Origin of the sequence: Promineifilum sp. (SeqCode) (assembly GCF_041918635.1) — a bacterium.
Classification (GTDB): domain Bacteria; phylum Chloroflexota; class Anaerolineae; order Promineifilales; family Promineifilaceae; genus Promineifilum.
In genome coordinates this window covers 1-13,086 of record NZ_JAYRVJ010000605.1, presented here as the reverse complement: position 1 = coordinate 13,086, position 13,086 = coordinate 1, and the positions used below count along the sequence as shown (strand labels likewise).

The 13,086-nt window shown below is 65.2% G+C and carries 9 protein-coding genes; 6 read left to right on the top strand and 3 right to left on the bottom strand.

Going from position 1 to position 13,086, the window contains the following annotated elements:
- The 4 genes from ACE3UY_RS17975 to ACE3UY_RS17960 all read left to right on the top strand — a co-directional run.
- Positions 1-444 (top strand): winged helix-turn-helix domain-containing protein (locus tag ACE3UY_RS17975; protein ID WP_374688863.1); only part of this gene is annotated, 444 nt, incomplete at its 5' end.
- A 410-nt stretch (positions 445-854) separates the two neighbouring features.
- Complete coding sequence (locus ACE3UY_RS17970) at positions 855-1,349, top strand: hypothetical protein (RefSeq protein WP_374688862.1); 495 nt, start codon at positions 855-857, stop codon at positions 1,347-1,349.
- 27 nt (positions 1,350-1,376) lie between these two features.
- Positions 1,377-3,371 carry an APC family permease gene (locus tag ACE3UY_RS17965; RefSeq protein ID WP_374688861.1) on the top strand — a complete coding sequence of 665 codons (1,995 nt, stop codon included), beginning with the start codon at positions 1,377-1,379 and terminating at the stop codon, positions 3,369-3,371.
- A 316-nt stretch (positions 3,372-3,687) separates the two neighbouring features.
- Positions 3,688-5,787 carry an APC family permease gene (locus ACE3UY_RS17960; protein WP_374688860.1) on the top strand — a complete coding sequence of 700 codons (2,100 nt, stop codon included), beginning with the start codon at positions 3,688-3,690 and terminating at the stop codon, positions 5,785-5,787.
- A gap of 82 nt (positions 5,788-5,869) precedes the next feature.
- Here ACE3UY_RS17960 and ACE3UY_RS17955 read toward each other — a convergent pair whose 3' ends face one another.
- Complete coding sequence (locus ACE3UY_RS17955) at positions 5,870-7,339, bottom strand: SUMF1/EgtB/PvdO family nonheme iron enzyme (RefSeq protein ID WP_374688859.1); 1,470 nt, start codon at positions 7,337-7,339, stop codon at positions 5,870-5,872.
- A gap of 250 nt (positions 7,340-7,589) precedes the next feature.
- Between ACE3UY_RS17955 and ACE3UY_RS17950 the strand changes: the two genes are divergently transcribed.
- Together ACE3UY_RS17950 and ACE3UY_RS17945 are read left to right on the top strand one after the other, a co-directional pair.
- Positions 7,590-8,519, top strand: coding sequence for a DUF4397 domain-containing protein (locus ACE3UY_RS17950; RefSeq protein WP_374688858.1), 930 nt, complete (start codon positions 7,590-7,592; stop codon positions 8,517-8,519).
- Positions 8,520-8,724: 205 nt separating this feature from the next.
- Positions 8,725-10,908, top strand: a complete 2,184-nt coding sequence (locus tag ACE3UY_RS17945; RefSeq protein ID WP_374688857.1) for a jacalin-like lectin — start codon at positions 8,725-8,727, stop codon at positions 10,906-10,908.
- A 70-nt stretch (positions 10,909-10,978) separates the two neighbouring features.
- On the opposite strand, the gene ACE3UY_RS17940 is transcribed toward ACE3UY_RS17945, so the two are convergent.
- Entirely contained in the window at positions 10,979-12,226 is a 1,248-nt protein-coding gene (locus ACE3UY_RS17940; RefSeq protein WP_374688856.1) for a 6-bladed beta-propeller, read from the bottom strand.
- A gap of 199 nt (positions 12,227-12,425) precedes the next feature.
- Positions 12,426-13,086, bottom strand: a 661-nt coding sequence (locus tag ACE3UY_RS17935; protein ID WP_374688855.1) for a sulfurtransferase, incomplete at its 5' end; no start/stop codon positions are given.

The following is a 13,086-nucleotide window of genomic DNA, read 5'->3' as shown; positions in this document are numbered from 1 at the left end:
GAGGCCATCAAGGTCAAGGCGCTGGACGCCGGGGCCGACGACTACCTGAGCAAGCCGTTCGGGATGGAAGAGCTACGGGCGCGCATCGGGGCCGTCGTCCGCCGCGCCGTGGTAGAGCCAGGGGCCATGCCGGAGAGCATCGTCAAGGCCGGCGCGCTCACCATCGATCTTGCCAACCGGCGGGTGTCAGTCGAGGGGGAAGAGGTGCACTTTACACCCCAGGAGTACGACATCCTGCGCCTGCTGGCGACCCACCCCGGCAAGATCATCACTCACCGCGCCATCCTCAGCGCGGTCTGGGGGCCGGAGTACGCCGACATGACCCACTACGTGCGCATTTACGTCAATCAGATTCGCAAAAAACTACGCGAAAACCCGGCGGCCAATGTGCGCTACATCCTCAATGAGCCGGGGATTGGCTACCGGTTTATAGACCTTTTGTAGCGCGGGATGGCATCCCGCCTCTTCGCGCCGGCAGACGCGGGATGCCATCCCGTGCTACAAACGCCATCTTTACCCATTCTTTACGCCCCACCCCCAATCGCCTGACACGTTCTTAACGCCCCCTGCCCTACAATGGCCTTGATGGAGCAAGCGGGCAAGCGGGACGTGGCGGGACGCTGAGTTCGTGCGCGGTGATGTCCGGCGGCGCGGCAGGAATCGCTCCCCCGCCGCATCATCGTGTCCCGTGCGCGGCTCATGTCCGCTCGTCGCCCTTCTCCGCTTGCTCCACATGCATCAGGTTGTAGGGGCGGGTTTCAAACCCGCCCCTACCACACATGAAGGTAGGGGCAGGTTTGAAGCCAGCCCCTACAGGACGCCGGGGCAATTTCAAGTTGTATGGAGAGCATCTCATGGCATCAACCATTGTCGTGATTATGGGCGAGCGGGAGTGGACAAACCGGGCCTTGCACCTGTCGGGCGCGCTGGCTCGCGAGTGGCGCGCGGCCGTCGTGCTGGTCCAGATGGCCCCTGTGGCCCATCTGGAATACCTGGGCGCGGGCGTCGATGAGGCGCTGCTGTCCTACGCCGACATGGAACAGCTGAGCGCCTGCGCGGCCACGGTCGAGAGCTACGGCGTCCCGGTCGACGTGCGCCTGTTCGAGTACAGCGACTACGTCGGCGGTGTGATGTGCGCGGCTGAGCAGGTGGGCGCGGCGGCCGTTTTCGCGCCGGCCCCCACAGCGTGGCTGCCTGGTCTGGCGCGGCTGCAGCGCTGGTGGCTGCGTCACTCGCTGGGCGCGCCGCTCTACACCCTGGGCGAGGGGGATGGCCCGCTGGTCTGGACGCCGCCGGCTGCATTAGGTGACGCGCCGGCCGCGCCGCAGACCTCGCCGATTCTACGCTAACCAAATCTACCTTTTCTGACAGTCATTATGGACACCACAACGGTTCAAACTCCGGCACGCAAGCGTGCCAACCTATCCAACCTGCTGATAGGCCGGCCGCTGGAAACGCGCTCGCTGGCCCATCAGGTCGTCAGCAAGAAGGTTGGCCTGGCGGTCTTCGCCTCCGACGCCATCTCCTCCACGGCCTATGCCACGGAGGAAATCCTGGTCATTCTGGCTCTGACCGGCTCCCTGGCCTATCTCGGCCTGTCGCTGCCCATCGCCATCGCCATCGGCGTCTTGCTGGTCATCGTCACCATCAGCTACCGGCAAACCATCTTCGCCTACCCCAACGGCGGTGGAGCCTACATCGTCGCCCGCGACAACCTGGGTGAGGTCGCGGCCCAGATCGCCGGCGCGGCGTTGTTGACCGATTACATCTTGACCGTCGCCGTCTCGATCTCATCCGGTGTGGCCCAGATCGTCTCGGCCTTCCCCGACCTTGCGCCGTTCCGCGTCGCCATCGCTGTGGGCGTCATCGCCTTCATGACCCTCGTCAACTTGCGGGGCGTGCGCGAGAGTGGCGCGGTCTTTGCCGTGCCCACCTACTTCTTCCTGGGCATGATGTTCCTGACGCTGGGCATCGGGTTCTTCCGCTGGGCTACAGGTTCGCTCGGAACCGTGACCGGCGTCGAGTTCATCCAGGAGACGGCCGCGCCGCTGACGCTGTTCCTCATCCTGCGCGCCTTCAGCAGCGGCTCGACGGCTCTCACCGGCATTGAGGCCATCTCCAACGGCATTACCGCTTTCAAGGAGCCACGCAGCCGCAATGCCGCGCGCACCCTGGTGGTGATGAGTTCGTTGCTGATCGTGCTCTTCCTGGGCACGACCATCCTGTCGCGCCACATCCAGGCCATCCCGTCGCACCATGAGACGATCATCTCCCAGATGGCTCGCACGGTCTACGGCGCGGGCAGCCTGCCCTACCTGCTGGTCATCGCCGGCACGGCGTTGGTGCTGCTCATGGCGGCCAACACCAGCTTCGCCGACTTCCCGCGGCTGGCCGCGCTGCACGCCGGCGACGGCTTCCTGCCGCGCCAGTTAACCTATCGCGGCGGCCGGCTCGTCTTCTCGTGGGGCATCATGACCCTGGCGATGGCGGCGTCGGCGCTGGTCATCGTCATGCGCGCCAGCACAACCGCCCTCATCCCGCTCTACGCCATCGGCGTCTTCCTGAGCTTCACCATGTCCCAAGCGGGCATGGTCGTCCGCCTGCGCAAGATCAGCAAGCTCAAGCCGGGCGAGCAGGTCAAAGGGCTGGAGACGGTGCTGGAGCACGACCCGCACTGGCGGCTACACATGGTCATCAGCGCCGTCGGCGCGGTATCGACCTTCGTGGTCATGACCATCTTCGCCATTACCAAGTTCGCCTCCGGCGCGTGGTTCATCTTGCTGCTGGTGCCGGCGCTGGTGTTCATTTTCTTCCGCATCCATCACCACTACAAGGACGTGGCCCAGGCTCTCAAACTGGGCAGCGCCAAATATGAGTTGCAGACAGATAAGGTCATCACGATGCTGCTCGTGGATGGCGTCCATAAGGGCACCATACAGATGGTTAAGTTCGCCAAGTCGATGGGCAACCCGTGGCACGCGGTGCATGTCGGCGTAAACCAGGAGAAGGCCCACGCCGCCCAGGAAAAATGGAACAAGTACATCGGCGAGGGTCAGTTAGTGATCTTGCCGTCGCCCTATCGCCATCTGGTCGCACCTATCCGCGAATATGTCATTGATCTGCTGAAGGAGAACCCCGGTTCCATCGTCCACGTCGTCATGGGCCATCTGGCCATGGACTCGCTCCTCAGCCAGGCGTTGCATCAGAACAGTTCGATCATCTTGAACCTGGGGCTGACCGGCCTGGAGCGCGTCGTCGTGACCATCGTGCCGCTCCAGATTCGCCAGAACGGCGGCGAGGTCAACCGCAACATGTTGACCGGCGAAGACCTGCGGCGCGCCCGCGAAGAGCGCACGGCCGCCAAAGAATAAGAAGGAACACAGAGGGACACTGAGTTCCGATGTCTACATCGGCTACGGAGAGACACAGAGGCACGCACCGTTCCTCTGTGTCTCTCTGTGCTTTTCTATACCATCCAGCGGCCTAAATCTGTATCCTCTATTTCTATCTCTGTCCTCTTGTCACTCAATTAGGCACGTGCTATAGTCCTGCCGTCGATGGGTATCCGATCGGCCGCATGACCACGAAACGCACTTCATCCACCCCGCGCGAGCCCAACCCCATACCGGCGGACGGCCACTACCTGGCAACCCATGCCGGGACATGGCCGTTGTAAAGAGGACTTTTATGTCAACTGAAGTTCAAGACGAACAAGCTGAAGCGTCGCCAGCCAAAACGGGGCGCCTTAATCTTTCCAGTGTACTGGTTGGCCGCCCGCTGGAGACGCGGACGCTGGCCCATCAGGTCGTCAGCAAGAAGGTCGGCCTGGCCGTCTTCGCCTCCGACGCCATCTCCTCAACGGCCTACGCCACGGAGGAAATCCTGGTCATTTTGGCCCTGGCCGGCGCGGTTGCCCTCTACCTGTCGCTGCCCATAGCCATCGCCATCGCCGTACTGCTAATCATTGTCACCGTCAGCTATCGGCAGACCATCTTCGCCTACCCCAACGGCGGCGGCGCGTACATCGTCGCCCGCGAGAACCTGGGGCAGACGGCGGCGCTGGTGGCCGGCTCGGCGCTGCTAACCGACTACATCCTGACCGTCGCCGTCTCTGTCTCGTCCGGCGTGGCCCAGATCGTCTCGGCCTTTCCGGACCTGGCGCCCTTCCGTGTCGCCATCGCCGTCACCATTATCGGTCTGGTGACGCTGATCAACCTGCGCGGCGTGCGCGAGAGCGGCGCGGTCTTTGCGGTACCCACCTACTTCTTCCTGGTCATGATGGCGATCACTCTGGGGGTTGGCTTCTTCCGCTGGGCCACGGGCACGTTGGGAGTGGTGACGGGCGTGGAGATGCTGGAGCAAACTATCGCGCCGGTCACGCTATTCCTTGTGCTGCGCGCCTTCAGCAGCGGCTCGACGGCGCTAACGGGCATCGAGGCCATCTCCAACGGTATCACCGCCTTCAAAGAGCCTAAGAGCGCCAACGCGGCCAAAACGCTGACGGCCATGAGCAGCCTGCTGGTCGTGCTCTTTCTGGGCATCACGTTCCTGTCGCGCCACATCCAGGCTATTCCGTCGCATCACGAGACGATCATCTCCCAGATGGCCCGCACCGTGTTCGGCGATGGCAACATCCTGTATCTGGCCGTCATCGCCGGCACGGCGCTCATCTTGCTTATGGCGGCCAATACCAGCTACGCCGACTTCCCCCGGCTGGCAGCGCTGATGGCCGCCGACGGTTTCCTGCCGCGCCAGTTGACCTATCGCGGCGGCCGGTTGGTCTTCTCCTGGGGCATCCTGACCCTGGCGCTGGCCTCGTCGCTGCTGGTCATCGTCATGCGCGCCAGCACAACCGCCCTCATCCCCCTCTACGCCATCGGCGTGTTTCTCAGCTTTACCCTGTCGCAAACGGGCATGGTCATCCGCTTCCGCAAGGTCGGCAAGCTGGAGCCGGGTGAGCGAGTCAAGGGGCTGGAGACGGACCTGGAGTACGACCCACACGCGCACAAGCACATGGCCATCAGCGCCGTCGGCGCGGTAATGACCTTCACGGTCATGGTTATCTTCGCCATCACCAAGTTCACTTCCGGCGCGTGGTTCGTGATTGTGCTCATCCCAACGCTGGTCTTCCTGTTCTCGCGCATTCATACCCACTACAAAGACGTGGCCGAGGCGCTCAGCCTGGAGAACGCCGGCCGCTTCCGCATGCCGACCGATGAGGTCGTTACCGTCCTGTTGGTGGATGGCGTCCACATGGGCACCCTGGAGATGGTCGATTTCGCCAAGGCGCTGGGCAACCCGTGGCACGCCATCCACGTCGGCGTAAACCCCGACCGCTCCGAGACGACGCAGCGCAAATGGCAGCAGTACATCGGCGAGGGGCAGCTCGTCATCTTGCCCTCGCCCTACCGTCACTTACTGGCTCCCATTCGCGAGTACGTGGTGGGCCTGCTGCAAGCCAACCCACGGGTCATCGTCCACATCGTGATGGGCCACCTGGCGATGGACTCGGTGCTGACCCAGGTGCTCCATCAGAACAGTTCGCTCATCCTCAACCTGGGTCTGACCGGCCTGGAGCGCGTCGTCGTGACCATTGTGCCGGTGCAGATCTACCACGACGAGCAGGCCGAGGCGGTCAACCAGAACATGCTGACCGGCGAGTCGCTGCGGCGCGCCCGCCGCGGACGTTCTGACAAGGATCAGGCGGCGCGGCAGGCGACCGCCAAGGAAGCGAAGGAAATTAGGGAAGCGGTTGAGAGCATCGAGGAACAGGTCGAAGAGAGCTAAAGCAAGTTTCCGCAGATTTCATAGATGACACAGAGTGGTAGCTACCACTCTGTGTCATCTGTGAAATCGGTGGATTCTTCTTTTAGAATCCGGGATCACCGAGCCGGGCGGCGACGCGAAAGCCGACGGTGTTGAAGCGCAATGACGGCTCCACCTCCACCCGGTAGCTAACCCGCAGGTTGGTCGCGTCGCTGGGCCACGCGCCGCCACGCACAACCCGCGCCCGCTGGGCCGCCGTGTACCAGGAAGCCGTCCACTCCCACACATTGCCGGCCATGTCAGCCGCGCCAAAGGGGCTGTCGCCGGCCGGGGAAAACTGTTCGATGGGCGTCGTCCCACCGCGGTTCATGGCGAAGTTAGCCCTCGCCGGCGAGGGCAGTTCATCGCCCCACGGAAAGCGCCGGCCATCTGTGCCGTGCGCGGCCTTCTCCCACTCTTTCTCATTTGGCAGCCGCAACCCGGCCCACTCGCCATAGGCCTGGGCGTCGAACCAGCTAACGCAGACGACGGGATGATGCAGTCGATCGTCGATGCTGCTGCGCGGCCCCTCCGGCCGTCGCCAGTAAGCCCGCTCCACGTCCTCCCACCGTCCGCCGCTCCAGACGCGGGCCAGGCCGGTTGTTTCGGCCGTCGTCCGGTAGCGGGTAGCTTCCACAAAACGGGCGAATTGGGCGTTCGTCACCGGGGCGCGGCCGATCCAGTACTCGTGCAGATGCGCCGGGCACTGGGCCAATTCGTGGCCCGGGTCGGCGTCGCGCGCGCCAAAGAGGAACGGGCCGGCCGGCACGCGCACGAACTCGACGCGCGAACGCTCGTGCAGCCGGCGGTCGGAGAAGACGCGCGCCGCCGTGGCCGCGCCGTTGGTGGCGGCCGGCCAGGGGCGCGGCGGGCGGCCGTTCAGCCGGGCCAGCAGGTGGTCAAGCCCCCGCAGGTAGCCGTCGCGAAAGGGCACGTTCTGGTAGGCCGTCCACAAGGGCGGCGGCCGGCTGGGGGCCACGTCCAGCGGGATGAAACGCATGAGACGCTGGTGCTCCAGGCTGATGGCGACGTTGGTCTCCGTGTTAACCCAGGGCGAGGCGGCGGCGGCCGGGGTCAATACCAGCAAGTAGTGGCCGCTGGCTTCCAGGCCGCGGTTGATCGCTTCCACCCACGTCTCGCCCGGCGCGATGCTGTCGGGAGCCAGCCAGACCAGCCAGCCCTCGGCCCGCAGATCGCCGGCCAGCCGGTGGGCAAAGGCGTCATCCTCGTGGGCGTGGCTGATGAATACCTGGCGTGGGTCGCGGTTGGGGCGGACGGGGATGGGTGGGACAGGCGGGGCCTGGGCGAACTCGCGCTCATAGGCTCGCGGCTGCTCGCGGCCCAGCGCGGCGCTCAGGTCGCCCAGCCGCTCGGCGCGCTCCAGGTGCAGGATCAGCTCGCGCGCTTTGGCGTTCTTCGTGTCGCCGCCCAGGTTGTCGTAATCGATGAACAGGTTGAAGCATAGCGTCTTCAGCCCGTCCAGGGTATAGTGGCGCAACAGAAATTGCAGCAACGTGTTGCGGTCCGCGGCCATAGGTTTCTCACGCTGTGTTGTAATGTTACAACAATCGTTGCGCAGGCTGTGTTTTTTGGCAAGCGGCGAGCGATATTTTTACATGACAGGCTGAGCGGAACATTAATGAACCATCCCCCTATCTGAGTGGCGCGCGGGTTGCGCGTACAATCAGCGCCATCACTACCCCCAATCTTCGCTGACCGCAGACCGTGGGCGGGCTGCCCACCAAGTACGTAGTGTTGGAAACCAAGGAGAGGAGCAAAAAACCATGTCAAAACCAAAGAGTGTCTCACGCTTGCTGTTTGTGCTGGCGACGCTGCTGGCTCTGATGGGGCTGGTGGCCGCGTTGGCGGCGCAATCCGCCCCGCTGCCCACCCAGACGCCGGCGCAACTGCCCGAGCCAGATGTGTCGGGGCCAATCGAGGACGTGCAGTTGTTCTACTCCGTGCCGCCGCCGGCCGACGCTCAGCCGGCCGGCGTCAACGCCACCACCATCCGCTTCGCCCACCTGGCTCCCTTCGCGCCCAGCATCAACGGCACGCGCGTGACGGTGAAGCTGGACGGCGCCAACGTGATCACCAACTTCGGCTATGGCGATAAGACGGCCTACCAGAGCGTGACAACCGGCACGCACCAGATTCAGGTATTGCAAGGGACCACGCCTATTATCGACGCGAACGTGAACCTGGCCGCCGGCGCGTTCTCCATCATCATCGTCGGCGATAACAACCTGGTGCCGCGCGCCCTATGGGTTGTCGATGACAACGAACCGCCGCCGGCCGCGGGTACGGCGACCCTGCGTGTGGCTCACGCGGCGGTGCTGGGCAGTACCATCGATGCCACCCGGGTCGACGTATGTCGCCAGGACGGCCAGCCGATGAACTGGGCCAGCGCGCTCGGCTTGCGCTATGTGCGGGTGACCGATTACCGGCGCAACCTGACTCCCATGACGTACGATCTGAAGATCACCCGGCACGTATCCGACGACCAGCCCTGCGCGGGCGAAATAGTGATCGACCTGCCGCCGATTATGCTGGGCCCGCAGGTAACCACGATCTACCTGGTTGGCGACGGCACGAACCGGCCGCTGGGCTACTTCCTCTTTGACACCAGCCAGCAGCCGCCCACGCCCACGCCTTCCCCGACCCCGCCGCCGCCCGGCGCGTTCAAGTCTTTCATCCCGAGCATTCGCAAGTAACAGGTAGGGGCGGGTTTCAAGCCCGCCCCTACAACTATCAACCAGGGTAGGTAAAGGGTGGGTTACCAACCCGCCCTACAACTGAAAGGCCGCCCGCCTTTAGTGGGCAGCCAACTCAAAGTGCGCCACAATAGAGGGTGTGAGCGGTCGGCTTCTGGCCGGCGCACTCTGATCCGTCTGTCAGCAAGAGCAAGGAGGCGATCTCATGGAGAATCTGCGACTAGGCCCGGTCGGCGGCAGCGGCGGCAAGCCCTTCGACGACTACACCATCCCCAACGACGCCCGCCTGACGGCCGTCCACATCTATACGGAATGGGTGATCGATGCGCTGCGGATCGACTTCGTCCACGTCGACGGCCAGGCCGACGGCCGTCCACCCCTGGGCGGCCTGGGCGGCGCTCATCAGGTCTTCTATCTGGAGGAGGACGAGTACCTCACCGGCATCAGTGGACGCTGCGGCTGGTACGTGGACGCCATCCGGTTCCACACCAACAAGCGCGTGTCTGACCTCTACGGCGGCCGCGGCGGCGAGCGTGATTACGCCCTGCACGCCACGCCGGGCTTCGAGATCGCCGGCTTCTTTGGCCGGGCGGACTGGTACGTAGACGCGCTAGGAGCGATTCTGCGCCCGCTGGCCGTCCGTGAGGAGGTCAGCGCGGGCGCGGCCCTTGAAGCGGAGGCCGACGCCGAGCAACTGGCCGCCGAAGAGGAAGAGGCGTTCGACGCGGTCGCTGCGGCCGTGGCCGCCGAGGTGGCCGCGGAGGCCGAGGCCCGCCGCGCCGCCGGGGCCGAGTTACGTGGCGCGGCAGCCCTCGACCTGGCTGACGACGCGGCTGAGATGGGCGGTGAACCACTCGCCCCGGAGGAGGCCGCGGCCCTGGAAGCGGCTGTGCTGCAAGAAATCGTCGCCGCGCTGGAAGAGGAGATCGACGCAGAGCAACAGGCCGAACTGGATGAGGAAACGTTCGATATGGCGGTGGTCCAGTTGTCACAGAGCGTTGGCGGGACGGCGGACATCGAGGCGCTGGAAGCCGATACGGCTCTGGCAGCCATCGCTGCCCTGGAGGACATGTCCCCCGGCGACGAGGAAACGGTCGATCTGGCCGTGGAGACGCGGCTCGACATCGACCCGGCTACCGGCGGCGCTGTCGCCACGGTGACTGCGCTGGCGTCGGAAGTGGAGGAACTGCCGGCTGAGACCGAGACATTCAGAACACCGCCCGAGGAGTGGGGCAAACCCCAGATGGGCTCGGAGGGCGCGACCCAAACGCACATGTACACCGCCCGCGACAAATCGGATACGTATGGTGTGCTGCCCGAAATATACAGACCGCCGGCCGAAGGGACGAGCGATGCGGGGGTGGAGCCAGAGCGGGCCAGCCAGGCCGGCGACGGGGTTACCGTCGGAGGTCAATCGCCAAGGACTGAGACGCCGGCCGACATGGCCGAAGCGCCAACCGAGGAAGCGGGCGAAACGTGGACGGAGCTGGAGGATGCCAGCCAAGCGATCTACGCCACCGTCGCCGTTCGCCGCGAGCTAGTCAGCTCACCGGAGGAGTTGGAGGCGCTGGAAGATATGGCCGTGGCTCAGGCTATCGCCACTCACCGCGGCGAACACCAGGACGCGGACGGCGCGGCTGAGGGCGCGGTCGACGTCTCCGTCTATTCGCAGGTGGCCGAGCAGGACGCCGCCGGCCGGGCGGTGGCCACGGTGATGGCTGTTGTCGCCGACGAGGGCAGCCACATGGAAGTGCTGGGCGACGAGCCAGACGAGACGGCGGTCATGGTCACCGACACCATTGTCGACAACGATGACCTGACGGCGCTGGAAGACGAAGCGGTTGAGGGGGCCATCAGCGCCCTGGAGGAACAGACCGGCCGGACGATTGAGGATGTCGAAGTGACGCTCTACTCTGGCCTCACCGAGGACGCGGCCACGGGCCAGACGGTTGCCGCGGTGGTGGCCATTGCCACCGCGGTGGCCGCGCCGCAAGCCACCGACGAGCCATCACACCCGCCCATCGACTTCACGCCGGGCAACACAGCCACCACCGTGGCCGCCGCGCCCATCCCCGACGAGGCGACCTATGGCGCGCGCGGCCCGGCGCTGACGTTGGGCACGTCGCCGCGCGAGCCGCGGCCCAAGGATTTGGAACTGGTCGAGGGCATTGGGCCGCGCATCGCCGCGCTGCTCATCGAGCACAACATCTATAACCTGGCCGACCTGGCCGTGACGCCGGTCGAGCGGTTGCGGGCCATTCTGGCCGCTGGCGGCGCGCGCTTCCGGCTGGCCGAGCCGTCCACCTGGCCGGAGCAAGCCGCCCTCGGCGCCGCCGGCGATTGGGCCGGATTGACGGCGTTGCAGACGCGGTTGAAGGGCGGGCGGTGAGCAGTAAGAAGTAAGCAGTAAGCAGTGTTCAGTTCTTACTGCTTACTTCTTACTGTTTACTTCTTACTCCTTACTGCGTATTCACAAACCCGCACGACACCGACGCCCCATCGGCCAGCGTCACGCGCACGCCGTTGGTGATGGGGCTGGGGTTGCCGCCCGTGCAGGTGGCGCTGCCGAACGTCCAGCCGCTCTTGGCCGCCTCGGTGATGTCGTACGTCCCGGCGGGCAGCGGAAAGGCGCGCTGTTCTCCATGGTCGAGCGTGACCGTGCCCTGGCTGTAGCGTTGCACGCGGTTGGCGTCGATGTCGCTGACGTAAACCAGCGCGCCTAGGGCCAGCAAGCCGTTAGGCCGCGAAATAGTGCTCGCGCCCGCCTGATTCCACTGGGCCACGAACGTCCCATCAGTCGTGAGCTTTTGCACGCGGTTGTTGTACGTGTCGCTCACGTAGAGATAGCTGTCCAACCCCACATCGATGCCTACCGGCAAATAGAACTGGCCGGGGGCGTTGCCCACGCTGCCGATCTGGCGCACGAAGACGCCGTTGCCGGTAAATACCTGCAGGCGGTGGTTGTTGGAGTCGCTGACGTAGACGTTACCCGTCGCGTCCAGATCGAGGTGGGCCGGAAAACGGAATTGCCCCGCGCCGGAGCCTAAGGTCCCCCACTGCCGCAGGTAGGTCAAAGAGGCATTGAAGACCTGAATGCGGTGGTTCCAGGTGTCGGCCACGTAGAGGTTGCCGGCTGCGTCGTAGGCCACGCCATTGGGCCGGTCGAACTGACCGTTGCCCGTGCCCTGCGCACCCAACCAGCGGATGAAGCTGCCGTTAGTGGTATTGTAGAAGGCGATGCGGTTGTTCTCGGTGTCGGCCACGGCCAGTGTGGTGCCGCTAATGGCAATGGCATTCGGTCGCAACAGGTTACTGGGCTGGCGACCGGGACCCCCAATCTGGAGCAGGAGCTTACCGGCCGGGCTGAGCTTGGTCACCCGGCTGTTGCGGTGATCGGTGACGTAGAAGTTGCCCGTCGCGTCCACAGCGATATCGCGCGGTTGGCGGTAGGTGCCGCTGTTGGCGGTTCCGCGCCCCCAGAAGCCCTGATAACTAAGGGCGGTCAGCCGGAAGTCCAGGCCTCCAGCCGGGGTCGTCGTCTTACCCAACGTCAGCGTGGCCGCCGTCGGAGCAGCCGGGGCGCTCTCCGGCGCGGCGTCTTGCGCCAGAACGCCGGGAACTAGCAACACCAATAGGACGGCCAGTAGCAGCAGCGCGGCCGCGCGGCGGCGGAAATAGGTCCTTGCGCGTGTGTGTCTTCCTGTCATCGTTCTCCTTCTGTTAAACTTCAAGGGCTTCTTCCAGTTTGCCGGCGCGGCAGGACGCCACCCGGAGGACAACCGCACTAAGCAGTCACCACGTGGCGCGGGTTTTTAACCCGTGTCTCCAGTACCCCCGCGCCACGAGGCAGTTTAGCATAAGAGGGCGACTCGTCGCAAGAGGAAGGCGCAAGCTGCGCCTATAGCCTTATGAGACTGCGGCTATGGGCCGCCCCGAGCGGCTCCACTCACTCCACGACCCCACGTACAGCCGGCCTTCCGGCAGCCCGGCGCGCGCCATGGCTAGCAGGTTGACGCAGGCCGACACGCCCGAGCCGCAGTAGAAGACCGCCTCCTCCGCCGGCGTATCGCCTAGCAAATCGAGGAAGTCGGCCAACAGCGCTTCCTGAGAACGCCAGCGCCCATCGCCCGTCCAATTGGTGGTGTAGGGTCGGTTGGTCGCGCCGGGGATGTGGCCGGCCACGGCATCGAGCGGTTCCACTTCGCCACGGAAGCGTTCCGGGGCGCGGGCATCCACCAGCAGGGGCGCGCCGGCGGCCTCGTCGCCTGTCGCCAGCCGATCCATGCGCGGCGCGCCGACGAAGAGCCGCGGCTCCGGCGGCTCACCCTCGCCCGTTTGCGTCGGCAGCCCGGCCGCCAGCCAGGCCGGCCAGCCGCCATCGAGCACGGCCGCCGCCCGGTGGCCCATCATCCCCAACATCCACCATAGCCGCGCGGCGTAGTGGCCGCTCTGGTCGTCATAGGCCACCACCTGTGTCCGGCCGTCGATACCCAGGCGGCCAAACAGCCGCGTCAACTCGGCCGGCGTCGGCAACGGATGGCGGCCGCCCAGGCCGGTCGCATCCTTG

Excerpts from the sequence above, each read along its gene's own strand:
- ACE3UY_RS17940 (WP_374688856.1), bottom strand. The coding sequence starts at position 12,226 with ATGACAGGAAGACACACACGCGCAAGGACCTATTTCCGCCGCCGCGCG.
- ACE3UY_RS17965 (WP_374688861.1), top strand. The coding sequence starts at position 1,377 with ATGGACACCACAACGGTTCAAACTCCGGCACGCAAGCGTGCCAACCTA.
- ACE3UY_RS17970 (WP_374688862.1), top strand. The coding sequence starts at position 855 with ATGGCATCAACCATTGTCGTGATTATGGGCGAGCGGGAGTGGACAAAC.
- ACE3UY_RS17950 (WP_374688858.1), top strand. The coding sequence starts at position 7,590 with ATGTCAAAACCAAAGAGTGTCTCACGCTTGCTGTTTGTGCTGGCGACG.
- ACE3UY_RS17955 (WP_374688859.1), bottom strand. The coding sequence starts at position 7,339 with ATGGCCGCGGACCGCAACACGTTGCTGCAATTTCTGTTGCGCCACTAT.
- ACE3UY_RS17960 (WP_374688860.1), top strand. The coding sequence starts at position 3,688 with ATGTCAACTGAAGTTCAAGACGAACAAGCTGAAGCGTCGCCAGCCAAA.
- ACE3UY_RS17945 (WP_374688857.1), top strand. The coding sequence starts at position 8,725 with ATGGAGAATCTGCGACTAGGCCCGGTCGGCGGCAGCGGCGGCAAGCCC.